The organism is Saccharothrix syringae, assembly GCF_009498035.1.
Classification (GTDB): Bacteria; Actinomycetota; Actinomycetes; order Mycobacteriales; family Pseudonocardiaceae; genus Actinosynnema; species Actinosynnema syringae.
Window position 1 is genome coordinate 2,504,743 of sequence record NZ_CP034550.1, and the last position, 23,548, is coordinate 2,528,290.

General features: G+C 73.8%; 29 protein-coding genes. 20 read left to right on the plus strand and 9 right to left on the minus strand.

Annotation, left to right across the window (positions count from 1 at the left end; all coding sequences use genetic code 11):
• Positions 1 to 128: 128 nt before the first annotated feature.
• Positions 129 to 638 (plus strand): AAA family ATPase, encoded by a 510-nt coding sequence (locus EKG83_RS11755; RefSeq protein ID WP_033427142.1) that lies wholly within the window; start codon positions 129 to 131, stop codon positions 636 to 638.
• 137 nt (positions 639 to 775) lie between these two features.
• On the opposite strand, the gene EKG83_RS11760 is transcribed toward EKG83_RS11755, so the two are convergent.
• Complete coding sequence (locus EKG83_RS11760; RefSeq protein WP_033427331.1) at positions 776 to 1,948, minus strand: ROK family transcriptional regulator; 1,173 nt, start codon at positions 1,946 to 1,948, stop codon at positions 776 to 778.
• A 64-nt stretch (positions 1,949 to 2,012) separates the two neighbouring features.
• Here EKG83_RS11760 and xylA point away from each other — a divergent pair, with 64 nt between their 5' ends.
• Both xylA and EKG83_RS11770 read left to right on the plus strand, forming a co-directional pair.
• Positions 2,013 to 3,149, plus strand: a complete 1,137-nt coding sequence (xylA, locus tag EKG83_RS11765) for a xylose isomerase (protein WP_194283063.1) — start codon at positions 2,013 to 2,015, stop codon at positions 3,147 to 3,149.
• Positions 3,149 to 4,531, plus strand: a complete 1,383-nt coding sequence (locus EKG83_RS11770; RefSeq protein ID WP_033427143.1) for a xylulokinase — start codon at positions 3,149 to 3,151, stop codon at positions 4,529 to 4,531. The genes xylA and EKG83_RS11770 overlap by 1 nt, the downstream gene beginning before the upstream one ends.
• 80 nt (positions 4,532 to 4,611) lie before the next feature.
• Here EKG83_RS11770 and EKG83_RS11775 read toward each other — a convergent pair whose 3' ends face one another.
• Positions 4,612 to 4,800: a DUF397 domain-containing protein gene (locus tag EKG83_RS11775; RefSeq protein WP_322746650.1), complete on the minus strand. Its 189-nt coding sequence runs from the start codon at positions 4,798 to 4,800 to the stop codon at positions 4,612 to 4,614.
• A 17-nt stretch (positions 4,801 to 4,817) separates the two neighbouring features.
• Positions 4,818 to 5,681, minus strand: a complete 864-nt coding sequence (locus EKG83_RS11780) for a helix-turn-helix domain-containing protein (protein WP_051764189.1) — start codon at positions 5,679 to 5,681, stop codon at positions 4,818 to 4,820.
• Between the two features lie 160 nt (positions 5,682 to 5,841).
• On the opposite strand from EKG83_RS11780, the gene EKG83_RS11785 reads away from it, so the two are divergent.
• Positions 5,842 to 6,390, plus strand: a complete 549-nt coding sequence (locus EKG83_RS11785; RefSeq protein ID WP_153278026.1) for a Scr1 family TA system antitoxin-like transcriptional regulator — start codon at positions 5,842 to 5,844, stop codon at positions 6,388 to 6,390.
• On the opposite strand, the gene EKG83_RS11790 is transcribed toward EKG83_RS11785, so the two are convergent.
• The gene (locus EKG83_RS11790; RefSeq protein ID WP_033427145.1) at positions 6,371 to 7,111 is read right to left on the minus strand and encodes a ZIP family metal transporter; all 741 of its coding nucleotides are present in this window, start codon (positions 7,109 to 7,111) and stop codon (positions 6,371 to 6,373) included. The two genes, EKG83_RS11785 and EKG83_RS11790, sit on opposite strands and share 20 nt — an antisense overlap.
• 50 nt (positions 7,112 to 7,161) lie before the next feature.
• On the opposite strand from EKG83_RS11790, the gene EKG83_RS11795 reads away from it, so the two are divergent.
• On the plus strand, positions 7,162 to 8,169 hold the full coding sequence (locus tag EKG83_RS11795; protein ID WP_033427146.1) for an NAD-dependent epimerase/dehydratase family protein: 1,008 nt from the start codon (positions 7,162 to 7,164) through the stop codon (positions 8,167 to 8,169).
• An 80-nt stretch (positions 8,170 to 8,249) separates the two neighbouring features.
• Here EKG83_RS11795 and EKG83_RS11800 read toward each other — a convergent pair whose 3' ends face one another.
• Positions 8,250 to 8,528 (minus strand): DUF6480 family protein, encoded by a 279-nt coding sequence (locus tag EKG83_RS11800; protein ID WP_033427147.1) that lies wholly within the window; start codon positions 8,526 to 8,528, stop codon positions 8,250 to 8,252.
• A gap of 70 nt (positions 8,529 to 8,598) precedes the next feature.
• On the opposite strand from EKG83_RS11800, the gene EKG83_RS11805 reads away from it, so the two are divergent.
• The 4 genes from EKG83_RS11805 to EKG83_RS11820 are packed head-to-tail and all read left to right on the plus strand — an operon-like array spanning position 8,599 to position 10,668.
• Positions 8,599 to 9,171, plus strand: coding sequence for a nucleotidyltransferase family protein (locus EKG83_RS11805; protein WP_033427148.1), 573 nt, complete (start codon positions 8,599 to 8,601; stop codon positions 9,169 to 9,171).
• Entirely contained in the window at positions 9,171 to 9,422 is a 252-nt protein-coding gene (locus tag EKG83_RS11810) for a BON domain-containing protein (RefSeq protein ID WP_033427149.1), read from the plus strand. Before EKG83_RS11805 ends, EKG83_RS11810 begins: the two co-directional genes overlap by 1 nt.
• Positions 9,422 to 10,150: a metallophosphoesterase family protein gene (locus EKG83_RS11815; protein WP_033427150.1), complete on the plus strand. Its 729-nt coding sequence runs from the start codon at positions 9,422 to 9,424 to the stop codon at positions 10,148 to 10,150. The genes EKG83_RS11810 and EKG83_RS11815 overlap by 1 nt, the downstream gene beginning before the upstream one ends.
• A 2-nt stretch (positions 10,151 to 10,152) precedes the next feature.
• On the plus strand, positions 10,153 to 10,668 hold the full coding sequence (locus EKG83_RS11820) for a hypothetical protein (RefSeq protein WP_051764190.1): 516 nt from the start codon (positions 10,153 to 10,155) through the stop codon (positions 10,666 to 10,668).
• A 362-nt stretch (positions 10,669 to 11,030) separates the two neighbouring features.
• On the opposite strand, the gene EKG83_RS11825 is transcribed toward EKG83_RS11820, so the two are convergent.
• On the minus strand, positions 11,031 to 11,549 hold the full coding sequence (locus EKG83_RS11825; RefSeq protein WP_051764191.1) for an SRPBCC family protein: 519 nt from the start codon (positions 11,547 to 11,549) through the stop codon (positions 11,031 to 11,033).
• A gap of 144 nt (positions 11,550 to 11,693) precedes the next feature.
• Between EKG83_RS11825 and EKG83_RS11830 the strand changes: the two genes are divergently transcribed.
• The 11 genes from EKG83_RS11830 to EKG83_RS11880 are packed head-to-tail and all read left to right on the plus strand — an operon-like array spanning position 11,694 to position 21,185.
• Positions 11,694 to 12,209: a D-glycero-alpha-D-manno-heptose-1,7-bisphosphate 7-phosphatase gene (locus EKG83_RS11830; RefSeq protein WP_228122580.1), complete on the plus strand. Its 516-nt coding sequence runs from the start codon at positions 11,694 to 11,696 to the stop codon at positions 12,207 to 12,209.
• On the plus strand, positions 12,206 to 13,198 hold the full coding sequence (locus tag EKG83_RS11835) for a glycosyltransferase family 9 protein (protein ID WP_033427152.1): 993 nt from the start codon (positions 12,206 to 12,208) through the stop codon (positions 13,196 to 13,198). Before EKG83_RS11830 ends, EKG83_RS11835 begins: the two co-directional genes overlap by 4 nt.
• Entirely contained in the window at positions 13,195 to 14,073 is an 879-nt protein-coding gene (locus tag EKG83_RS11840) for a glycosyltransferase (protein WP_033427153.1), read from the plus strand. The genes EKG83_RS11835 and EKG83_RS11840 overlap by 4 nt, the downstream gene beginning before the upstream one ends.
• Positions 14,070 to 15,275, plus strand: a complete 1,206-nt coding sequence (locus EKG83_RS11845) for a glycosyltransferase (protein WP_033427154.1) — start codon at positions 14,070 to 14,072, stop codon at positions 15,273 to 15,275. The genes EKG83_RS11840 and EKG83_RS11845 overlap by 4 nt, the downstream gene beginning before the upstream one ends.
• Positions 15,272 to 15,847: a D-sedoheptulose-7-phosphate isomerase gene (locus tag EKG83_RS11850; protein ID WP_033427155.1), complete on the plus strand. Its 576-nt coding sequence runs from the start codon at positions 15,272 to 15,274 to the stop codon at positions 15,845 to 15,847. Before EKG83_RS11845 ends, EKG83_RS11850 begins: the two co-directional genes overlap by 4 nt.
• A 2-nt stretch (positions 15,848 to 15,849) precedes the next feature.
• On the plus strand, positions 15,850 to 16,005 hold the full coding sequence (locus EKG83_RS11855; RefSeq protein ID WP_153278027.1) for a hypothetical protein: 156 nt from the start codon (positions 15,850 to 15,852) through the stop codon (positions 16,003 to 16,005).
• Positions 16,002 to 17,312 carry a D-glycero-beta-D-manno-heptose 1-phosphate adenylyltransferase gene (gene rfaE2, locus EKG83_RS11860; protein ID WP_033427156.1) on the plus strand — a complete coding sequence of 437 codons (1,311 nt, stop codon included), beginning with the start codon at positions 16,002 to 16,004 and terminating at the stop codon, positions 17,310 to 17,312. Before EKG83_RS11855 ends, rfaE2 begins: the two co-directional genes overlap by 4 nt.
• Positions 17,312 to 17,995 (plus strand): SDR family oxidoreductase, encoded by a 684-nt coding sequence (locus EKG83_RS11865; RefSeq protein ID WP_033427157.1) that lies wholly within the window; start codon positions 17,312 to 17,314, stop codon positions 17,993 to 17,995. Before rfaE2 ends, EKG83_RS11865 begins: the two co-directional genes overlap by 1 nt.
• Complete coding sequence (locus EKG83_RS11870) at positions 17,986 to 19,158, plus strand: cytochrome P450 (RefSeq protein WP_033427158.1); 1,173 nt, start codon at positions 17,986 to 17,988, stop codon at positions 19,156 to 19,158. The genes EKG83_RS11865 and EKG83_RS11870 overlap by 10 nt, the downstream gene beginning before the upstream one ends.
• 27 nt (positions 19,159 to 19,185) lie before the next feature.
• A complete protein-coding gene (locus EKG83_RS11875) occupies positions 19,186 to 20,664 on the plus strand; it encodes an Orn/Lys/Arg family decarboxylase (RefSeq protein WP_033427159.1) in 1,479 nt (492 codons plus the stop codon).
• Positions 20,665 to 20,681: 17 nt separating this feature from the next.
• Positions 20,682 to 21,185: a DUF6328 family protein gene (locus EKG83_RS11880; protein ID WP_063741221.1), complete on the plus strand. Its 504-nt coding sequence runs from the start codon at positions 20,682 to 20,684 to the stop codon at positions 21,183 to 21,185.
• Positions 21,186 to 21,204: 19 nt separating this feature from the next.
• Here the strand turns inward: EKG83_RS11880 and EKG83_RS11885 are convergent, their stop codons facing one another.
• From EKG83_RS11885 to EKG83_RS11895, 3 genes are all read right to left on the minus strand, one after another.
• A complete protein-coding gene (locus tag EKG83_RS11885) occupies positions 21,205 to 21,879 on the minus strand; it encodes a DUF6766 family protein (RefSeq protein WP_033427161.1) in 675 nt (224 codons plus the stop codon).
• A gap of 82 nt (positions 21,880 to 21,961) precedes the next feature.
• Positions 21,962 to 22,333, minus strand: a complete 372-nt coding sequence (locus tag EKG83_RS11890; RefSeq protein WP_063741222.1) for a hypothetical protein — start codon at positions 22,331 to 22,333, stop codon at positions 21,962 to 21,964.
• Entirely contained in the window at positions 22,330 to 23,502 is a 1,173-nt protein-coding gene (locus EKG83_RS11895) for a zinc-dependent alcohol dehydrogenase (protein ID WP_033427163.1), read from the minus strand. The genes EKG83_RS11890 and EKG83_RS11895 overlap by 4 nt, the downstream gene beginning before the upstream one ends.
• Between the last annotated feature and the right edge of the window lie 46 nt (positions 23,503 to 23,548).

The window sequence follows — 23,548 nt, forward strand, 5'->3', positions numbered from 1 at the left end:
CCCCCGGGCACCTCCGTCTCGGAGGTGCGCATCCGGGTGATGACTTCTGGTGCGTAACAGGTCACGCACCGCACGCGGGACACCGGCAGCCACGCGGACCAGCGTAATCAGCGCGGTAGGGTGGGGGCGTGCCGCGCCTGGTCGTGCTGAACGGTCCGCCGGGGTGCGGCAAGTCGACCCTGGCGCGCCGCTACGCCGCCGACCACCCGCCGGCGCTGGCCCTGGACGTCGACCTGGTCGTGGACATGATCGGCGGCGCCGACCTGGGCGTCACCGGCCCGGCGGCCCGCGACATCGCCGTCGCCGCCGCCCGCACCCACCTGACCTCGGGCCACGACGTGGTCGTGCCCCAGTTCCTGGGCCGGGTGGAGTTCCTGGAGCGGCTGGAGGCCCTGGCCGCCGAGGTGGGCGCCGCGTTCCACGAGGTCGTCCTGTTCGACACCAAGCCGAACGCCCTCCGCCGCTTCACCGCCCGCGGCGCCCTCCGCCCGGTGTTCGCCGCCACCGAGCACGACCTGGCCACCATGCACGACCGCCTGACGGCCGTCATCGCCCAACGCCACCCCACCGTCATCACCTCGATCGAGGGCGACGAGGACCGGACCTACACCTCCCTCCTGACCGCCCTGAACGCATAACTCGGGGGTCGCGAACGCAGGACACGCGGTGCCGGAGTGGAGGACACGCCGGGTGAAAGCGTTCTCACTGCGCGTGTCCTCCGGTCGGACACCGCGTGTCCTCCGTTCTGGCACCGCGTGTCGTCCGTTCGGGGAGGTCAGGCCAGGACCGAGGTGATGTAGGGGTCGGGGTCGGCGAGGATGGCGCGGACGGCGCTGCCGGCGGCGCCGCGGACGGCCGCCTCGGCGCCCAGGGACGAGGCGACCACGCGGACGGGGGACCAGGCGGCGCTGACGACGCGGCGGTCCAGCTCGGCGTGCAGGGGTTCGCTCAGCCAGGGCTCCAGGCGGGCGTAGGTGCCGCCCAGCACGACGGTGGGCAGGTCCAGCAGGTTGACGGCGCCGGCCAGGGCCACGCCCAGCCAGCGGGCCGCCGAGCGGACCGCGGTGGTGGCGGTGCGGTCCGCCGAGGCCAGCTTCGCCAGCAGCTCGTCGACGCCGGTGACGCCCGCGGCGCGCACGATCTCGTCCTGGCCGGCCAGCCGCTCCAGGCAGCCGCGCGAGCCGCACCCGCAGCGGGGGCCGCGGGGGTCGACCGACAGGTGCCCGATCTCGCCGCCGAACCCGGAGACGCCCTCGAACAGCCCGCCGCCGACCACGATGCCCGCGCCGATGCCGATCTCGCCGGAGATGTGCACGAAGTCGGTCGACACGTCGCCGTGCCACAGCTCGGCCAGCGCGGCCAGGTTTGCCTCGTTGGCCACCAGCACCGGCACGTCCAGCGGCATCCGCCGGGTCAGCTCGCCGCGGACGTCGACCTCCCGCCACCCCAGGTTGGGCGCCACCCGCAGCGTGCCGCCCGCCACCTCCACCAGGCCCGGCACGGCCACCCCGACCCCGCCGATCGGCACGTCCTCGGCCGCCGCCGTGCGCACCGCGGTCGCGACCTTGGCCAGCACGCGGGCGGGGGAGGAGGCGCGGTTGTCGCTGGGCCGCACCCACCGCGCCCGCACCCGCCCGGTCAGGTCGACCAGGCACGTGGCCAGGTAGTCGACCCCGACCTCCACGCCCAGGCCGTGCGGCCCGGTGGGCGACAGGTGCAGCGCGGTGCCGCGCCGCCCGGGCCCGGACCGCGCCTGCGCCTCGCCCTCGGCCACGAGCCCGGCGCCGATCATCCGGTCGACCAGGCTGGACACGGTGGCCTTGGTCAGGCCGGTCCGGGCGGCCACGGCGGCGCGGGACGAGCCGGGCGCGGCCGCGATCGCGTCGAGCACGAGGGCCGAGTTGTGCCGGCGCACGGTGTGCTGGCTCGCTGGCTGCGGTCGGGACACCACTGGATCCTATCCGTCGGGTGCGATAAGTTTAGGCATCAAACTTATTGGAGGTGCCCTCGTGGTGGACAAGTTCAGCTTCGGCCTGTGGACGGTGGGCTGGCAGGGTCGCGACCCCTTCGGCCACGCCACCCGCCCCGCCCTGGACGCGCCGACGGCGGTGCGCAAGCTCGCCGAGCTCGGTGCGTGGGGCATCACGTTCCACGACAACGACCTGATCCCCTTCGACGCCGACGCGGCCGAGCGGGACAAGCGGGTCTCCGCCTTCCGCGCCGCCCTGGACGAGACCGGCCTGGTGGTGCCCATGGTCACCACCGACCTGTTCCAGCACCCGGTGTTCAAGGACGGCGGCTTCACCAGCAACGACCGCAACGTGCGCCGGTTCGCGCTGCGCAAGGTGCTGCGCAACCTGGAGCTGGCCGCGGAGCTCGGCGCGGAGACCATCGTGCTGTGGGGTGGCCGCGAGGGCTCGGAGGTCGACGCGGGCAAGGACGTCCGCGCCGCCCTCGACCGCTACCGCGAAGCGCTCGACACCATCGCCCAGTACTCCGAGGACCAGGGCTACGGCCTGAAGTTCGCGCTGGAGCCCAAGCCGAACGAGCCGCGCGGCGACATCCTGCTGCCGACCATCGGCCACGCCCTGGCGTTCATCAACGAGCTGGAGCACCACGCCCTGTTCGGCGTGAACCCCGAGGTCGGCCACGAGCAGATGGCCGGGCTCAACTTCGTGCACGGCATCGCCCAGGCCCTGTGGCAGGGCAAGCTGTTCCACATCGACCTCAACGGCCAGAAGGGCCCGCGCTACGACCAGGACTTCGTGTTCGGCCACGGCGACCTGCTGTCCGCGTTCTTCCTGGTCGACCTGCTGGAGCACGGCGGCTACGAGGGTCCGCGCCACTTCGACTACAAGCCCCTGCGCACCGAGGACCTGGACGGCGTCTGGGCCAGCGCGGCGGCCAACATGCGGACCTACAAGCTGCTGGCCGAGCGGGCCGAGGCGTTCCGCGCCGACCAGGAGGTCCAGGAGGCGCTGAAGACCAGCGGCGTGTACGAGCTGGCCGAGCCCACGCTCAGCCCGGGTGAGTCGATCCAGGACTTCATCAAGGCCGACGACGTGGACGTGACCGCCGCCGCCGAGCGCGGGTACGGGTTCGTGCGCCTGTCCCAGCTGGCGCTGGAGCACGTGCTGGGCGCGCGCTGATGGCGCTCGTCGCGGGCGTCGACTCGTCCACCCAGTCGTGCAAGGTGGTGGTGCGCGACGCGGACTCCGGCGCCTTGGTGCGGGAGGGGCGCGCGGCGCACCCGGCGGGCACCGAGGTGCACCCGGACGCCTGGTGGGACGCCCTCCAGGCGGCCATCGCCCAGGCAGGCGGCCTGGACGACGTGGCGGCCGTGTCGGTGGCCGCCCAGCAGCACGGCATGGTCACGCTGGACTCGTCCGGCGAGGTCGTGCGGCCCGCGCTGCTGTGGAACGACACCCGCTCCGCGGGCGCGGCGGCCGAGCTGACCGCCGAGCTGGGCGGGCCGGGCGCGTGGGCCGAGGCGATCGGCAGCGTGCCGGTGGCGTCGCTGACCGTCACCAAGCTGCGGTGGCTGGCGCGGAACGAGCCGGAGTCGGTGGCTCGCACCGCGGCGGTCTGCCTGCCGCACGACTGGCTGACGTGGAAGCTGTCCGGTTCGACCTCGCTGGACGAGCTGACCACCGACCGCAGCGACGCCAGCGGCACGGGCTACTGGTCACCGTCCACCGAGGACTACCGGCCGGACCTGCTGGAGCTGGCGCTGGGCCGCGCGGTGCACGTGCCGCGCGTGCTCGGCCCGGCCGAGCTGACCGGCGGCCGGTTCGGCGCGGGCGCGGGCGACAACGCGGGCGCCGGGCTCGGCGTGCAGATGCGGCCCGGTGACGTGGTGGTGTCCATCGGCACGTCCGGCACGGCGTTCGCCCGCTCGCCGCACCCGGTGGCGGACGGCACCGGCATCGTCAACGGGTTCGCCGACGCGGAGGGCGCGCACCTGCCGCTGGTGTGCACGCTCAACGCGTCGCGGGTCCTCGACGCCACGGCGGCCGTGCTCGGCGTGGACCTGGACACGCTGTCCGAGCTGGCCCTCGGCGCCCCCGCAGGCGCCGACGGCCTGGCCTTCGTCCCCTACCTGGAGGGCGAGCGGACGCCGAACAAGCCGGACTCGACCGGCGCCCTGCACGGCCTGCGGCTGGACACCATGACCCCGGCGCACCTGGCGCGCGCCGCGGTCGAGGGCCTGCTGTGCAGCCTGGCGGACGCCATCGACGCCCTGGTGGCGCTGGGCCTGCCGGTGTCGCGGGTGCTGCTCATCGGCGGCGGGGCCCGCTCCGCCGCGGTGCAGCGGATCGCGCCCGCCGTGTTCGGCTGCCCGGTGGTCGTGCCGGCACCCAGCGAGTACGTGGCCGACGGCGCCGCCAGGCAGGCGGCGTGGGCGGTCGGCGGCGCGGCCGAGCCGCCGCACTGGGCCTCGCTGGAGTCGGCGCTCGTCGAGGCGGACCCGACCCCGCACGTGCGGGAGCGCTACGCCGCGGCGCGCGAGCTGACCGTGAACCGCGGATAAAAAGCCGGCGAACAAAGGGGTGCTTCCACACCGCGTGGAAGCACCCCTTCGGCTTTGACATTTGCCTGGCCGCGCCAGTCTCACCTTTGTCCGGCGAGGAAGGCGAGCCAGGCCCCAGGGGAGAATTCCAGCTCACCCGCCCCCGCGTTCTTGCTGTCGCGGACCGCCGCCTGGACCGCGGAGAAGCACACCTCCACGCAGGAACTCTCCGGCTCGGCCTGGCTGTGACTCGCCTTTCGCCACGTCGTCGGTTCGGTCAACGCGTTCACGTCCTTCCGCTGGTCGGTCAGGACCGGGAGGCGCCGGACAGGAACCTGAGGAACGGTGTGGCTTCGTGGGCCTTCAGTCCGGCGGCGCGCTGCTCTTCCCACAGGTCCAGGACGCCGGCCACGTGCTTCGGGTCGCTCACGACCTCCCGACCGTCGTAACGTTCAACGTAGACGAAATGGATGGTCGGGTCAGCGTCGTATTGGAAGATCGAATACTGCGCCTCTTGGCCCCGGTAATAACCGTGTGCGAAGGGGACGAACAGCAGACTGACGTTCGGGCGTTCGTCGGCTTGGAGCAGGTGCAGCAGTTGTTCGTTGGCGCCGGGCATGTTGCCCATCCGGGCCAATGCGGCCTGGTCGATGCTGAAAACGAACTCCTGGTCGGTGTTGTCGAGCACCCGTTGGCGCTGGAGCCGCAACGAGGTCAGCCGCTCGATCTCCGCCTCCTCCAGGGCGGGCCGGAACGCCAGGAAGTGGTGGCGCATGTACGCCTCGGTCTGGAGCAGGCCCGGCACGAACATGCTGGAGTGCGAGGACATCACCGCCGCCGAGCGCTCCATCTCGACCACCTTGCGCAGCGCGTCGCCCTTGAAGCGCCAGCGCAGGTCGGACTTGGGTATCGGCGCGCGGCCCGCCTCGACGTGCTCGTGGATGCGGCGGCGCTGCTCGTCGTCGGGGCGCAGCACCCCGAGCAGCCGCTCCAGGTCGTCGGGGCGGACGCGGATGGCGCCCTGCTCCACGTTGACCACCTTGGTCTGGGACCAACCGCACGCGTCGGCCACCTGCTCCTGGGTGAGTCCCGCGGCGGTGCGGAGCATCTCCAGCTGCCGCCCGGCGACGATCTTGTGGACGAAGGGTGGCATCGGTTCGCGGGCGGTCACCTGCGGAAAACCTCCGAAACGCGTCAGCTGTGCGACGTCGCGGACAGTAGCAGGGATCTGTTCGCCTCATCGGGCGCATTTCACAGATAAATATTCAGCTTCAAGGTCATGTTGTGTCAGAGTTATCGCACGTCCACCTAGTGGCGAGGAGTGGTGCGGGATGGATATGCGCCCCAGCCTTCGGGGTCGTCTGCTGGGGGGCAGGCTGCGCGGCCTCCGTGAGCAGCGCGGGCTGACCGTTGACGAGCTCGCCCGGCGGGTCGGACTGCCGCCCGACCGCATCCGGAACCTGGAGGAGGGCGGCTCGCCGCGGGGTGCCAAGAAGGACCTGTGGTGCTCGTGGGGCGCCCCGGCGACCACCGTGCTGGACGAGCTGTGCCGCAGCGCCGAGCGGATCGACCTGCACGCGCCGCTGGGCGTCGCACCCGTCTACCGGGACCTGGACGCCGACCGGTGCACGGCCTACGTGCTGGCCGACGCGCTCACCGACCGCACCGACGTCACCTTCCGGGTCATCCCGCGCGACGCGGGCGCCTACCCGGGCATCGAGCAGCCGATGACGCTGTTCCGGATGGCCGGCGGCCCGCCGGTGGTCTGCTACCCCTACGCGCACGCCGTGATGTTCACCGAGGACCCGGAGCACGCCACCGCCGCGCACCGGGTCTTCGACCACCTGCGCGAGCTGACCGTCACGCCCGGGACAGGGTGAACGCGACCAGGAACCCGGCCACCGTGACCAGCCCCACCAGCAGGTGGGCGTCCTCGAACGCCTCCGGGATCATGGTGTCGGCCACCATCGCCAGGATCGCGCCGCCCGCGAACGCCGTGATGCCGGCCAGCCACACCGGGTCGGCCCCGGCCAGCACGGCGTAGCCCAGCATCGCGGCCAGGCCGCTGACCACGGCGATGCCGCACCACAGGCCGAACACGTACCGCGGCGACCGCCCGGCCCGGCGCATGCCCGCCGCCGAGGACAGGCCCTCCGGCACGTTGCTGATGAACACCGCGGCCACCGTCACCGCGCTGACCCCGCCGCCGCCGAGCAGGCTCGCGCCGATCACCACGGACTCGGGCACGCCGTCCAGCAGCGCGCCGATCGCGATGGCCGTGCCCGACCCGCCCTGCTCCTGCTCCGAGGGCTGCTGGCCGCCCGAGCGCTTGCGGTGCCGGGCGCCGCGGCGGGCCAGCACGACGTTCGCCCCGGTGTAGACCACCGCGCCCGCCGCGGCGCCCACCGCGGTCGGCCCGATGCCCCCGAGCGAGTGGGCCTCGTCGATCAGGTCGAACGCGACCGCCGACATCAGCACGCCGCTGCCGAAGCCCATCACCGCCGCCACCACGTCGCGCGGCACCTTCACCAGGTACCCCACCAGGGCGCCGAGGACCAGCGCCGAACCGGCCAACAGGCCCCAACCGGCCGCCTCCAGCAACGCCGCACCTCCGCCGTGTCGCGCCGGACCCGCGCGGGTACCCGGCCGTCATGAGGATCGTGGTCACCGGCGCGACCGGCAACCTGGGGACGGCCCTGCTGCGCAGGCTGGCCGACGAGCCGGGCGTCGAGGTCCGCGGCGTCACCCGGCGCACGCCGGAACCCCGGGACGCCTACCGCGGCGTCGAGTGGAGGACGGTCGACCTGGGCCGCGACGGCGCCGAGGAACCCCTGACCGAGGTCTTCCGCGACGCCGACGCCGTGGTGCACCTGGCGTGGCTGATCCAGCCCAGCCACGACGAGCGGGCGCTCTACAAGACCAACGTGGCGGGCAGCGACCGGGTCTTCACCGCCGCGGCCGCCGCCGGCGTGCCGCACCTGGTGCACATGTCCTCCGTCGGCGCCTACTCGCCGGCCGCCAAGGACCACACCGTCGACGAGAGCTGGCCCACCGACGGCGTCTCCACGTCCTACTACAGCAGGCACAAGGCCGCCGTGGAGCACCTGCTCGACCAGGTGCGGCGCGAGCACCCGCAGCTCAAGGTCACCCGGGTCAGACCCGGCCTGGTCCTGCAGGCCGAGGCCGCCGCCGAGATCAAGCGCTACTTCCTGGGCCGGCTGGTCCCGCACGGGCTGTTCAAGCTCAGGATCCCCGTGCTGCCGCTGCCGGACTCGCTGGTCCTCCAGTTCGTCCACGCCGACGACGTGGCCGACGCGGTCGCCAGGATCGCGCTCGGCGGCCACGAGGGCGCGTTCAACCTCGTCGCCGACCCGGTGGTGACGCCGGAGGTGCTGGCCGAGGTGATGGGCGCCCGGCGCGTGCCGCTCCCGCCGACCGCCCTGCGCGCCGCCGCCCGGATCAGCTGGCACCTGCGCCTCCAGCCCACCTCCCACGGCTGGGTCGACCTCGCCCTCACCGCGCCGCTGCTGGACGCCGGGCGGGCCAGGGCCGAGCTGGGGTGGGAGCCCCGCCACGACGCCCGCGAGGCGCTGCGGGAGCTGCTGGGCGGGCTCGGCCGCAAGGAGGGGCTGCGCCCCAGCCCGCCGCTGAAGCCCTAGGGGCGCCAAGCGGGCGGTGCGCCGGCCGGCCGCCGACCCCACCCCGGCCGACCGGGGAACCGCTGTCCGGAAGACCGCGCCTAGAACACCTTCGACCAGCCCATCACCTCGGCCACGATGAACGCCAGCACCAGGGCGGTCAGCAGCACGACGAGCACCAGCGTGACCACCGGGCCCCGGCGCGACGGCATGGGCTGCGGGTGGGACAGGCCCGAGGTCTGACCCGCGTCGGGCGGGGTGTCGCCGGGCGCGACCCCGCCGCCGGGCTCCAGGCCGGGCGTGCGGGCGGGGTCGGGGTCCGGCGGCGCGGCACCACCGGGCGTGCGGGACGTGTCCGGGTCGGGGGGTTGGGCAGTCATGCCCGGTGATTACCCGGCACGGCCCCGGCTACCCGTGTGAACGCCGACTCGTACGGGTAGTCACCAGGGCATGAGCGGTGTCCAGAACGAGTTGCTGCGCACTTTGACCAAGGTGGCCAAGGCCCTGCGCACCGAGGGCATCCCGTTCGCACTGGCGGGCGGGTGCGCGGTGTACGCCAGGGGCGGGCCCGCGACCGAGCACGACGTGGACATCCTGGTGCGCGAGGAGGACGCCAAGCCGGCGGTGAAGGCACTGGTGGCCGCGGGCATGCGCGCCGCCACCCCACCCGAGGACTGGCTGCTCAAGGTCTACGACGGCGAGTCCCTGGTGGACCTGCTGTTCCGCCCGAACGAAATCCCGGTGACCGAGGAGACCCTGGCCAAGGCCGAGGAGCTGGCCGTCGGGTCGGTGACGCTGCCGGTGATGCCCGCGACCGACGTGATGATCAGCAAGCTGCTGGTCCTGGACGGGCACCGCTGCGACTTCAGCGAGCTCCTGCCGTTCGCCCGCGCGCTGCGCGAGCAGATCGACTGGCCGAGGGTCCGCGAGGCCACCGCGCACTCGCCGTACGCGGAGGCGTTCCTGGTGCTGGTGGAACGCCTCGACCTGCTGCACCCGACGACGCTGACCAGGAGCGCGTGATGACCGCCGAGCCCGAGCAGTACCTGTCGGCCCGACTGCGCCGGGCGCTGGCCGAGGACCCGCGCACGACCGAGCAGGGGGTGCGCGTCACCGTGCGCGGCGACCACGTGCTGCTGTCGGGCAGCGTGGCCACCGCCGAGCGCCGGTCCGCCCTGGAGGCGGTGATCCACGACGTCGCACCCGGGCTGACCGTGCTGGACGACGTGAAGGTGGTGTCGGTCGACGCGCCGGCCGGCCGGGAGGAGCTGTGATGATCAGGATCGCCGCGGTGGGCGACGTGCACCTGGGCGAGGACGCCAGCGGGCGGATGAGGCCCGCGCTGGAGCAGCTCGGCGAGTGCGCCGACGTGCTGCTGCTGGCCGGCGACCTGACCAGGCACGGCACGCTGTCCGAGGCGCGCGTGGTGGCCGAGGAGTTCAAGGACCTGCCGGTGCCCGTGGTCGCGGTGCTGGGCAACCACGACTACCACAGCGACCGGCCCGAGGAGATCACCCGGCTGCTGGGCGACGCCGGCCTGCACGTGCTGGAGGGCGGCACGGCCACGTTCGAGTTCGGCGGGCGGTCGCTGGGCGTCGCCGGGGTCAAGGGCTTCGGCGGCGGGTTCGCCGGCAAGTGCGGCAGCGCGTTCGGCGAACCGGAGATGAAGGCGTTCATCGGGCACACCACCGGCATCGCCGACTCGCTGCGCGCCGCGCTGGACAGCCTGGACACGGACGTGAAGGTGGCGCTGACGCACTACGCGCCGGTGCCCGACACGCTGCGCGGCGAGCCGCCGGAGATCTACCCGTTCCTGGGCTCCTACCTGCTGGGGGAGGCCATCGACGCGACCGGCACGACCCTCGCGGTGCACGGGCACGCGCACTTCGGCACCGAGCACGGGCTGACGCCCGGCGGCGTGCGGGTGCGCAACGTGGCGCAGCCGATCCTCCGGCAGGCATACACCGTGTACTGCGTGGAACCCGCGATGGTGGAGGTGTAGCCATGGAGGAGACCAGGACGCACGGACCGTCGGTGGTGTGGGCGGGCCCGACCGACGCACCGGCCGTGGTGGTGCTCGACCCGGCGGGCGTGGGGGTGCACGGCGACCTACCCGCGTCGTGGCGCCCGTTGACCGAGCACCTGCAGGTCATGTGGTGCCGCCTGCCCGCGTCGGACGACCCGTGGCGCGAGGTGGACGAGGTGCTGGCCGAGTTCGTCGACCGCGGGGTGCCGGTGCACCTCGTCGCGGGCGCCGCGGCCGGGTCGGAGGTGGGTGAGCTGGTCAAGCGCCACGAGGGGCTGATCAGCTCGGCGCAGACGTTCGCGGCGCCGGTGCCGCTGGGGCACCCGGAGGTGGTGCTGGAGGTCGTGCGGGAGCTGCTGGACCACGACGTGACGACCGGCGAGGGCGCGGCGGGCGCCGAGGGCGAGCCCGGGACCCGGTCGCTGCTCGGTGACGCGGCGTCCGCGCTGCGGCGGTCGGTGGCGGAGCTGTTCGACCGGTTGAAGCGGGACTGAGGCAGGACTGGAGCGGTCGACCTCAAGGGGCCCGCGGACCACCTCGGTCCGCGGGCCCTTCCTCGTGCTCGACCGATCCCCCGCGCTCCCGGGCGAGGACCGGGGCACGATCCTCGTGCTCGACTGATCCCCGGCACTCCCGGGCGAGGACCGGGGCACGATCCTCGTGCTCGACCGATCCCCGGCACTCCCGGGCGAGGACCGAGGCACGACGAAGGGCCCGCGGACCGTGGTCCGCGGGCCCTTCGTCGTCTTGCGCGTCTGCGCTGCCTGCGCTCAACTGCCTTCGACCGGCGGGCGGGGATGCGGGACGAACGGGCCGACCCGATCACCTCGCCGCGGTCCCGGCACCGCCGCCGCGCTCATCGCAGCGGGTCGCCCGGCCGACCGCCGTCGGGCAGGTCGTGGCGGGTCTCGCCCGCCTGCGGAGGCCGCTGCACGTCACCGCGCCAGCCGCCCTCCTCGATGCCGCGCCCCTCGATGAACTCCTTGAAGCGCTCCAGGTCGCCCTTGACGCGGTGGTCGACCACGCCGAGGGCCGCACCGGCCTTCTCGGTCAGCGTCTGGGGGTCGTACTGCATCTGCACGTGCACCCGCGTGGTGCGGTCGTCGATGCGGTGGAAGGTCACCACGCCGCCCTGCGGCGTGCCGTCCACGGTGTGCCAGGCGACGCGCTCGTCGGGGTGCTGCTCGGTGATCTCGGCGTCGAACTCCCTGGTCACGCCGCCGATCTTGGTGACCCAGTGGGTCTTGGTGGGCGTGACCTGCGTGATGCGCTCGACACCCTCCATGAACCGCGGGAACGACTCGAACTGCGTCCACTGGTTGTACGCGGTCGTGACCGGGACCGCGACGTCAACCGACTTCTCGATCGTCGTCACTGCTTGCAACCTCTCCTCGGGGATCGAGTTCACACTTGGGCTACCCATCCGCCCGGTTCCCACACCTCCCCGTGCGGGGGGTGACTGTGAGTAGCGTTTCTCCCGAACGCGTTTGCTTCGGGATTTGCGGGCTAAATCTCCAATGTGGACCAGTACCCCGACGCGGTCCTGTTCGACCGCGACGGCACGCTCATCAGGGACGTGCCCTACAACGGCGACCCCACCAGGGTCGAGCCGATGCCCGGTGCGCGGGAATTCGTGCACGCGCTGCGGGCCCGGGGTGTGCGCACGGGCGTGGTGACCAACCAGTCCGGCATCGGTCGCGGCCTGCTCACGCGGGAGCAGGTGGACGCGGTCAACGCCCGGGTGGAGGAGCTGCTCGGCCGGTTCGACACCTGGCGGATCTGCCCGCACCACCCCGATGACGGCTGCGCGTGCCGCAAGCCCGCGCCCGGCATGGTCCTCGAAGCGTGCGCGCGGCTCGGGGCGCGCCCCGAGCGCACCTACTTCATCGGTGACATCGAGGCCGACGTCGAGGCCGGTCTCGCCGCGGGCGTCACGCCGATCCTCGTGCCCACGCCGGTGACCTTGCAGGACGAGGTCGAGCGCGCCCCGCTGACGGCCCCCGACCTCGAAGCGGTGCGGGCGATGGTCCTATGAGGACGATCGTGGCCCGGCTGGACAGCGACGGCGACGTGCTGCTCGCCGGCCCGGCGGTCCGCGCGGCCGCGCACGCGGGGGAGGTCGTGCTGCTGTGCGGGCACGGCGGCGCGCAGGCCGCCGAGCTGCTGCCCGGCGTGACCAGGGTGGTGCGCTGGGACTGCCCGTGGATCGCCAACCCGGCCCCCGAGGTGCGCACCCCCGACATCGAGGGCGTGGTCGCGCTGCTCAAGGGGATTCGCGCCGACGTGGCACTCGTCCTGACCTCGTTCCACCAGAGCGCGCTGCCGCTGGCCCTGATGCTCCGGCTCGCCGGCGTGCCGAAGATCGTCGCGCGCTCCACCGACTACCCGGGTTCGCTGCTGGACGTCCGGCTGCGCGACGACCCGGACGTCCCGGAGGCCGAACGCGCGCTGGAGGTCGCCCGCGCCGCCGGTTTCGAGCTGCCGCCGGGCGACGACGGCCGACTGCTGGTCAGGCCGCTGCCCGAGCCGGCCGAGGTCGGGCCGTACGTGGTGGTGCACCCCGGTGCCTCCGTGCCCGCCCGCGCCTGGTCGCCGGACCGGTGCGCGCGGGCCGTGGTCGCGCTCGCCGAGGCGGGGCACCGGGTGCTGGTCACCGGCGGTCCGAACGAGGTGGAGCTGACCGGGTACGTGGCCGGCGCCCACGGCGTGGACCTGGGCGGGCGCACCACCTTCGCCGAGCTGGCCGGGGTGCTGGCCCGCGCGGACGCCGTGGTGGTCGGCAACACCGGCCCGGCGCACCTGGCCGCGGCCGTGGGCACGCCCGTGGTGTCGCTGTTCGCGCCGGTCGTGCCGGCCGTCCGCTGGGCCCCGTACGGCCGCCACGTGCTGCTGGGCGACCAGGAGGCCCCGTGCAAGGACTCCCGGGCGCGCGAGTGCCCGATCCCCGGGCACCCGTGCCTGGACCAGGTGACGCCCGACCGGGTCGTCGCCGCCGTCGCCGAACTAGTGGGGGTGCGGACGTGAAGATCCTCCTGTGGCACGTGCACGGCTCGTGGACGAACGCCTTCGTCCGCGGCGGGCACGAGTACCTGCTGCCCGGACCGCCCGAGGGCATCGGGCTCTCCGGCCGGGACTGGCCGAACGCCCGCGAGGTCGACCTGTCCGAAGTGGACGCCGATGTCGCGGTCATCCAGCGGCCCGAGGAGATCGGCCACGTGCCGGGTGGAATACCGGTCGTCTACCTGGAGCACAACACGCCCAGGCACCCCAACCAGCCGCACCCGTTGAAGGACTGGGACGGCACCATCGTCCACGTCACCCACTTCAACGACCTGATGTGGGACTGCGGCAGCGCGCGCACCACCGTCATCGAGCACGGCGTGGTGGACCCGGGCCACCTCTACAGCGGCGACCTGGCCCGGGCGGCCGTCGTGGTCAACGAGCCGGTGCGCCGCGGCCGGGTGGTCGGCACGGACCTGCTGCCGCGGTTCGCCGAGGTCGCGCCGCTGGACGTCTACGGCATGAAGACCGAGGAGCTGGGTGAGGTGGGCCGCGGCGACCACGACCTGGACTCCCTGCACCGCGAGCTGGCGCGGCGGCGCGTGTACCTCCACCCGGTGAGGTGGACGTCACTGGGGCTTTCGCTCATCGAGTCGATGCACCTGGGTATGCCGGTGGTCGCGCTCGCGTGCACCGAGGTGGTGCGCGCCGTGCCGCCCGAGGCGGGTGTGGTGTCCACCGACGTGGACGACCTCGTGCGCGGTCTGGCCGGGCTGGTGGCCGACCCCGCGCTGGCCCGGGAGAAGGGCAAGCAGGCCAGGGAGTTCGCCCTGGCGAATTACGGGCTCGATGCCTTCCTGCGGGCGTGGGACCGGTTGCTGACAGGAGTGTGCGGATGAGGATCGCGATGGTGTCCGAGCACGCGAGCCCGCTGGCGGCGCTGGGGGGTGTCGACGCGGGTGGTCAGAACGTGCACGTGGCCGCGCTCTCGGCGGCCCTGGCCGCGCTCGGCCACGACGTGGAGGTCTGCACCCGCCGCGACGACCCGGACCTGCCCGAGCGGGTGCGCACCGACCAGGGCTACGACGTGGTGCACGTGCCCGCCGGGCCGGAGGCGCCGCTGCCCAAGGACGAGCTGCTGCCGCACATGGGCGACTTCGCCCGGTTCCTGGAGCAGCGGTGGATCGCGCAGCGGCCCGACGTGGCGCACGGCCACTTCTGGATGTCCGGCCTGGCCTCGGTGCTCGCCGGCCGCAACGCCGGCGTCCCGGTGGTGCAGACCTACCACGCCCTGGGCACGGTCAAGCGCCGCCACCAGGGCGCCGGCGACACCAGCCCGCCGCAGCGCATCGGCATCGAGCGGATGATCGGCCGCGAGGCCGCGGCCGTCGCCGCCACCTGCGACGACGAGGTGGCCGAGCTGGTGCGCATGGGCGTGCCGCGGGCGAAGATCTCGGTCGTGCCGTGCGGCGTGGACCTCAAGCGGTTCCAGCCCGAGGGCCCGGTGGAGCGGCGCGACCACCCGCACCGGATCGTCTCGGTCGGCAGGCTGGTGCCGCGCAAGGGCTTCGAGGACCTGATCAGCGCGCTGCGGTCGCTGCCCTCGGCGGAGCTGGTCATCGCGGGCGGCCCGGTGGACGTGGCGTCGGACCCGGAGGCGAGGCGCCTGCTGGCCCACGCCGAGCGGGCCGGCGTGCGCGATCGGGTGCGGCTGGTCGGGCAGGTGTCGCGGGCCTCGATGCCCGCCCTGCTGCGCTCCGCGGACGTGGTGGCGTGCGTGCCGTGGTACGAGCCGTTCGGCATCGTGCCGCTGGAGGCCATGGCCTGCGGCAAGCCGGTGGTGGCCAGCGCGGTGGGCGGCCTGAGGGACACGGTCGTGCACAACGTCACCGGGGTGCTGGTGCCGCCGCGCGACCCGCTGGCGCTGGCGCGGGCGCTCGGCTCGCTGCTGGTCGACCGGGCGCGGCGGGAGGCGTGCGGCCTGGCGGGCCTGGACCGGGTCGCCGTCCGCTACGCCTGGGAGCGGGTCGCCGAGGACACCGAACGCGTCTACGAGCGGGCGACGGCGGGACGCGCCGTGGCCGTGGGAGGCACCCGATGAGCGTCGACACCCACCTCAACGGCCTGAACCAGACGCTGGTCGGGCTGCGCGCCCAGGCGCCGCGCCTGACCCGGTGGGGCGCGCTGCTGGCCCGCAGGCTCGGCGACGGCGGCCGGCTGCTCGCGGCGGGCAACGGCGGTTCGGCCGCCGAGGCGCAGCACCTGACCGCCGAGCTGGTGGGCCGCTTCCGCGACGACCGGCGGCCGTTCTCGGCGATCGCGCTGTGCGCCGAGTCCTCCAGCGTGACCGCGATCGGCAACGACTACGGCTACGAGCAGGTCTTCGCCCGGCAGGTCACCGCGCACGCCCGGCCCAACGACGTGGTGGTGCTGCTGTCCACCAGCGGGGCCAGCCCGAACCTGCTGGAGGCGGTGAAGGCGGGCAAGCAGGCCGGCGCGCACGTGTGGGCGATGACCGGGCCCGCGCCGAACCCGCTGGCCGAGGCCGCGGACGACGCGCTGTGCCTGACCGGCACCCCGGCCAACGTCCAGGAGGGGCAGCTGGTGGCCGTGCACGCGCTGTGCGCGGCGTTCGAGGCGGCGCTGCCCGTCGAGGAGCGGAGGGTGTCGTGAAGGTGACCGGGGAGGAGGGTGTCGTGGAGCGCGAGGAGCAGGAGCCCCGGGTGACGGCGTTCGCCACGCCGTGGAGGAGCCCGGCCGGCCGTCGGGTGCGAGCGGGCGAGCGGCCCGTGCGCCCGGTGGCGGGCGGGCGGGTCCGGGGGACGTCGTGAAGCTGGCCGTCGTGGGCGACTGCCTGCTCGACGTGGACGTGGTCGGCACCGTCGAGCGGGTCTGCCCCGACGCCCCCGCGCCCGTGCTGGACGTGGCCGAGGAGCGCGCCCGCCCCGGTGGCGCGGGCCTGGCCGCCTCGCTGGCCGCGGCCGACGGCGTGGACGTGACGCTGGTCAGCGCGATCGCCGACGACGCCGACGGGCACCGGCTGCGCGACGAGTTGGCGGGCCTGCCCGCGGTGCTCGGCCGCTCGCCCGCGCCCACCCCGGTCAAGACGCGGCTGCGCTGCGGCGCGCACTCGCTGGCCCGGGTCGACCGGGGCGGCGGCCCCGGCACGCCGGAGGTCACCGACGAGATGCTCGACGCCGTGCTGGACGCCGACTTCGTGCTGGTCTCCGACTACGGCCGCGGCCTGGTGCGCGACGAGCGGCTGCGCGCGGTGCTGGAGCGGGTGCCCGTGGTCTGGGACCCGCACCCGCGCGGCCCGGCGCCGGTGCCGGGTGCCCGCCTGGTCACCCCCAACGCGGCCGAGGCCAGGACCTTCAGCGGCCGGCCCGACCCGGCGGACGCGGGTTCCGCGCTGCGCGACCGGTGGCGGGCCCGCGCCGTGGTGGTGACCCTGGGGGCCAGGGGCGCGCTGCTCCACGCGGGCGGCACCCCGGTGGCCGTGCCCGCGCCGAACGTGCCGGTGCCGGACCCGTGCGGCGCGGGCGACCGGTTCGCCGCCACCGCCGCCGCCCGCCTGATGGCCGGCGCCGCGACCGACGACGCGGTGGCCGCCGCGGTCACCTCGGCCGCGGACTTCCTGCTGGCCGGCGGCGCGTCCGGGTTCCGGCCACCGCCGCGGGTGCCCGGCCCGAGGGCCGAACAGATGTCCACTGTGGACAAGGTGCGGGCGCGCGGCGGCGTGGTCGTCGCCACCGGCGGCTGCTTCGACCTGCTGCACGCGGGTCACGTCCGCACGCTGCGCGCCGCCCGGTCGCTGGGCGACTGCCTGGTGGTCTGCCTGAACTCCGACGCCTCGGTGCGCCGGCTCAAGGGACCGCGGCGCCCGGTCAACGGCGGGCAGGACCGGATCGAGGTGCTGCGCGCGCTGGGCTGCGTGGACGAGGTGGTCGTGTTCGACGAGGACACCCCGGAGCGGGTGCTCGCCACGCTGCGGCCGGACATCTGGGTCAAGGGCGGTGACTACTCCGCGGACTCGCTGCCGGAGGCCGACCTGGTGCGCGGGTGGGGCGGGCGCACCGTCGTCGTGCCCTACCACAGCGGCCGTTCCACCACAGACATGCTCACCAGGAGGGGTTGATGTTGGACCAGGTGCTCATCACGGGAGGCGCGTCCGGACTGGGCGCGGCGGTCGTGCACGCGGTGCACGAGCTGGGCGGCAGGCCGCTGGTGCTGGACAAGGCCGCGCCGTCGTCGCCGGAGGTCGCCGACTTCGAGTCGGTGGACCTGTCCGACACCAGGGCGGCCGAGCGCGCCGTCAAGGCCATCGCGGAGCGCAACGGCGGCCTGCGGGCCGTGGTGACCGCGGCCGGCATCGACGCGTGCGGCCGGCTCGACCAGGTGCCCGCCGGCGACTGGGAGCGGGTGGTGATGGTCAACCTGATGGGCACGGCGGCCGTGGTGCGCGCGGCGCTGCCGATGCTGGAGGGCGGCGGCCGGGTGGTCACCATCGCGTCCACGCTGGGCATCAAGGCGGTCGGCGACGCCACCGCGTACTGCGCCTCGAAGTTCGGCGTGGTCGGGTTCACCCGGGCGCTGGCGGCGGAGACCGCCGGGCGCGTCGGCGTGACCCTGGTGATCCCCGGCGGCATGCGGACCCACTTCTTCGACGACCGCGAGGAGCAGTACCGGCCGCCGGACGACAGCAGGCTCAACCCGCCGGAGCGGGTGGCCGACGCGATCGTGTTCGCGCTGCGCCAGCCCGAGGGCTGCGAGGTCCGCGAGCTGGTGATCGCGCACTGCGAGGAGGGGTCGTGGCCGTAGCCTCCCGGCTGGACACCGGCCTGGCGTTCACCAACGTGCTGCTGCCGACGCTGGCCAAGGGCGTGATCGTGCGCCGGTCCGGCGTCACCGCCCTGGCGGAGAAGGTGCAGGCCGACGCCCTGGCCGTGGCCACCGTGAAGCGGTTCCGCGCCCGCTACGGGCCGGAACCGCTCCGGCTGCGCGTCACCGGCCGCAGCATCGCGCTGGTGCTCGACGCGAGCGACGCGGCGCGCCTGCTCGCGGACTCGCCGGAGCCGTTCCGGCTCGACACCGTCGAGAAGCGGGCGGCGCTGGACCACTTCCAGCCGCACGGCGTGCTCATCTCCAGCGGGGAGGAGCGCGCCGCGCGGCGGCGGTTCAACGAGCGGGTGCTGCACCCCGACAAGATCGACGCCGAGGGCATCGTCCGCGACGAGGTCGACCTGCTGCTGCGGCACGCCCGCAGCACCGGCGCGTTGACCTGGGACGCGTTCGCGCGGGCGTGGTGGCGCGCGGCGCGGCGCATCGTGCTCGGCTCCGGCGCCCGCGACGACCACGAGGTCACCGACCTGCTGCGGCAGCTGCGCGGCAACGCCAACTGGGCCTACCTGCACCCGAAGCGGAAGCGTTTGCGCGAGCGGTTCGAGGCGCGGCTGCGCGAGCACGTGGAGCGCGGCGAGGCGGGCAGCATCGCCGGCCTCGGCGACCCGGACGAGGTCGTGGGGCAGGCGCCGCACTGGCTGTTCGCCTTCGACGCGGCCGGGATCGTCACCATGCGGGCGCTGGCCATCGGCGGCGAGGGCCACGCGGGGATCTGGGAGTCCGCGCGGCTGTGGCCCACCACGCCGGTGATCCTGCGCGAGTCCACCGAACCGACCGACTGGCACGGGACCTGGCTGCCCGCGGGCACCACGTTCATCGTGTTCGCGCCCTACTTCCACCGCGACCGCGACCGGCTGCCCTACGCCGACGAGTACGCGCCGCGGATCTGGCCGCTGCCCGCCGAACCCGGCATCGTGCCGTTCAGCGGCGGGCCGGGCGCGTGCCCGGGGCGCGACCTCGTGCTGGTCGCGGGCGGCACGGCGCTGGAGGTGCTGCGGCCGCACCTGGAGGTCCCGGTGCTGCGGGCACCCCTGCCCGCGACGCTGAACCACTTCGGACTGTCCTTCGTCACCCGGAAGTGACCGGCGGGGTTTGGCGGGGGTCCGGACGTGGCACACGGGCGCATGGACCACTCGCAGGCACCGGTGTTGCAGGCCATCGCCGACTACCACGCGCGCGGCGACTTGTCGTTCACCCCGCCCGGCCACAAGCAGGGGCGGGGTGTCGACCGGCGGGTGCTCGACGTGCTCGGCGCGGACGTGTTCAAGTCCGACGTCCTGGTGATGAACGGCCTCGACGACCGCCTGATGACCAACGGCGTGCTGTCCAAGGCGATGGACCTGATGGCCGACGCCGTGGACGCCGACCACGCGTTCTTCTCCACCTGCGGCAGCTCGCTGTCGGTCAAGACCTGCATCATCACCGTGGCCAGGCCGGGGGAGAAGCTGCTGGTCTCGCGCAACGCGCACAAGTCGGTGATCGCGGGCGTGATCATCAGCGGCATCGAGCCGGTGTGGGTGCACCCCCGCTGGGACGCGCACTGGCAGTGGGCCTACCCGCCCGGCGTGGACGAGGTGCGCGAGGCGTTCGGGCGGGCACCCGAGGCCAAGGGCATGCTGCTGATCACGCCGACCGACTACGGCACGTGCGCGGCGATCAAGGGCGTGGCGGAGGTCTGCCACTCGTTCGACCGGCCGCTGATCGTGGACGAGGCGTGGGGCGCGCACCTGCCGTTCCACCCCGACCTGCCGGCGTGGGCGATGGACGCCGGTGCCGACCTGTGCGTGACCAGCGTGCACAAGATGGGCGCGGGCCTGGAGCAGAGCTCGGTCTACCACCTGAAGGGCGACCGGATCGACCCGGCGATCCTGAGCATGCGCGCCGACCTGCTCGACACCACCAGCCCGTCCGCCCTGGTCTACGCGGCGCTGGACGGCTGGCGGCGGCAGATGGCCGAGCACGGCCACGAGCTGCTGGACCGGGCGGTGGGGCTGGCCGGCGAGGTGCGGTCGCGGCTGCGCGACCTGGTCACGGTGATCGACCGGGAGCACGTGGTGCACCCCGACCGGGCCGACGACCACGACCCGCTCAAGGTCGTGCTGGACCTCGCCGAGCTGGGCATCTCCGGCTACACGGCCAGTGACTGGCTGCGCGAGCACCACCGGGTCGACGTCGGCCTGGCCGACCACCGCCGGATCGCCGCCCAGGTCACCGTGGCCGACGACGCGTCGACCGTGGACCGGCTCTGCGACGCGGTGGCCGACCTGGTCGAGCACGCCGACGGGCTGCCCCGCGCCCGGCGCGTGGACGTGCCCGCGCCCGGCGAGCTGGAGCTGGAGCAGGCGATGCGGCCGCGCGACGCGTTCTACGCCGACGCCGACCACGTGCCGGTGCGCGAGGCCGTCGGCCGGATCTGCGCCGAGACGATCAGCCCGTACCCGCCGGGCGTGCCCGCCGCGCTGCCGGGCGAGGTCATCACCCAGCCGGTGGTGGACTACCTGCTCTCCGGCCACGAGGCCGGCATGTACCTGCCCGACCCGACCGACTCGGAATTTCGCACGATTCGCGTGGTTAGCCGGAATGGGTGATGGGTACTGTCGTCCCCGTGAGCCAGGGTGAGGAGTCCCAACAGCGGAGGTTGGCGCGCAACCTCAACGAGCTGCTGCAGGAGCTGCGCGTCGCGCAGGCCGGGGTGCAGATCCTGTTCGGCTTCCTGCTCTCGATCACGTTCACCGACCGCTACGCGGACGCGGACCGCTTCGTGCGCGGCACGCACCTGGTCACGATCCTCTTCGCCGCCGCCTCGGTCGCGCTGCTCACCGCGCCCGCGCCGTGGCACCGCATCCTGTTCCGCCGCGGCCGGCGCGAGGACGTGATCGAGGTGGCGAACCGCTTCGCCATCGCGGGCCTGGTCTTCCTGGCCCTGGCCATGGTCGGCACCGTGCTGCTGCTCGGCGAGGTCATCGTCGGCGGCTGGATCGGCATCGGGCTGGGCGTGTTCGCCGCCCTGCTGTTCGGGCTGCTGTGGTTCGTCTTCCCGCTGCGCGAGCGCGGCCGCGACACCATCGACGAGGGCGGGCCGGACGACGGGGGCGACCGGCAGGAGTGACGCCGGTCGCCCCCTCGCCTCAGCCGTTCTCGTCGGTCGCCGTGTGCGGGGCGCCCACCGGCTTGGACTGCGACGAACCCCGCTGGCGCAGGTAGACGCTGAACACCGCCATCGAGCCGATGGCCAGGAACTCCGACTGCCAGTTCTGCAGCGACCGGTTCCAGAAATCCGCCGACAGCACGTACCGGCCCCACGACACGGGGTCCTGGAAGTCGACCAGCTGCTCGTTGTTGTAGGCGCTGTGGCCGGCGATGGACTGCGCGCCCCACGAACCCAGGAACAGCGCCAGCATCACCAGGCCCAGCGAGTTGGAGTACAGGCGGGTGCGCCAACCACCCGCCCTGGCCCACGGCGGCGACTCCGGTTTCCCGTGCGCGCCGAGCGACTGCTCCTCGTCGGACTCCCGGCCCAGCCGCTTGGCGGGCTTGGACTCGGTGGAACCGCGCTGCACGAGCCACACCGTGGCGAAGATGAACACGAAGAACTGGAGGTACTCGGACTGCCAGTTCTCGGCCACGTCGACCGCGAAGTCCGACGACACCACGTACTGCCACAGGCCGACCGGGTCGCCGCCGTCGGTCAGCCTGTGCTCGTTGAGGGCCGCGTTGCCGGCGAACGCCTGGCCCACCAGGGAGGCCAGGAACAGCAACGCGAACGCCAGGCCCAGGCCGTTGTCGCGCAGGAACCTCTTCACGAGCCCACCAACCCGACGACCGCGAAGAACACCAACAACACCACCACCCCCAGCAGATAGGCGTAGAACATCCCGCGTTGCGTCACGGCCCACCCACCCCGCACGCGTACGGCCGGTCCGGCCGCGCGACGCACCCCGCGCCCGAGACGTGCCAGCCCGAGGACAGCTCCCGCAGGAACAGCACGTCGGTGTCGGTGCGCACGCGCGCCGCGTCACCCCAGACCTCGACCTCCTCGACCGGTGCGCCACCGGGGAGGTCCAACGACGAGCACTCGACGCCCTCGCGGGCCCGGTCGGTCAGCAGCGCGCAGGCGCGCTGCGAGTCGCCCGCGGCCACGGCGGAGGTGAAGTCCTCCGCCGTGCGCCGGACCAGGTCGTCGGTGCCCGAACCGCACCCGCCCGCCGCCAGCAGGGCGACGAGCACCAGGCTCGTGGCCGGACGACGGTGCCTCATGGTTGCAGCAGCACCTTGACGGCACCGTCCTGCTTGCGCTGGAAGATCTCGTAGGCGTGGGGCGCCTCGTCGAGCGGCAGGTGGTGCGTGGCGAACGAGTCGACGCCCAGCGGGTCGTCGTCGGTCAGCAGCGGCAGGATCTCCGGCACCCACCGCCACACGTTGGCCTGGCCCATGCGCAGCTGCACCTGCTTGTCGAACAGGGTCAGCATCGGCAGCGGGTCGGCCATGCCGCCGTACACGCCGGACAGCGAGATGGTGCCGCCGCGCCGCACGATGTCGATCGCCAGGCGCAGCGCGTGCAGCCGGTCCACGCCCGCCGTCTTCATGAACGGCGCCGCGATGGCGTCCGGCAGCATCCCCACGGCCTGGTGCGCCAGCTTGGCCACGGGCGCGCCGTGCGCCTCCATGCCGACCGCGTCGATCACGGCCTCCGGGCCGCGGCCGCCGGTCAGCTCGCGGATGTGCTCCACCAGGTGCTTGTCCCGCACGTTGAGCACGGTCACGCCGTTGGCCTCGGCGCGCGCCATGCGCTCGGGCACCAGGTCCACGCCGATCACCGTGCCGACGCCGCGGTGCCTGGCGATGCGGGTGGCCATGTCGCCGATCGGGCCGAGGCCGAGCACCACGAGGCTGTCGCCCGGGTCGGCGTACTCGACCGCCTGCCACGCCGTGGGCAGCACGTCGGACAGGAAGACGAACCGGTCGTCCGGCGGGCCGTCCGGCACCTTGATCGGCAGCGTGTTGCCGAACGGCACCCGCAGGTACTCGGCCTGGCCGCCGGGCACCTGGCCGTAGAGCTTGGTGTAGCCGAACAGGGCCGCGCCGGTGCCCTGCTCGCGCACCTGGGTGGTCTCGCACTGCGACTGAAGCCCCTGGCCGCACATGAAGCACGTGCCGCAGGAGACGTTGAAGGGGATCACCACCCGGTCGCCGGGCCTGACCTCGGTGACGTCGGGCCCGACCTCCTCGACCACGCCCATGGGCTCGTGGCCCAGGACGTCGCCCTCGTCGATGAACGGTCCCAGCACCTCGTACAGGTGCAGGTCCGACCCGCACAGGCCGGAGGACGTGATGCGGACGACCACGTCCGTGGACTCCTTGATGACGGGATCGGGCACGCTGTCCACGCGCACGTCCCTCTTGCCGTGCCAGGTGACGGCCTTCATCGTGACTGTCTCCTTTCGCCCGTCCGTGGCGTTCCCGTGGCGGGGT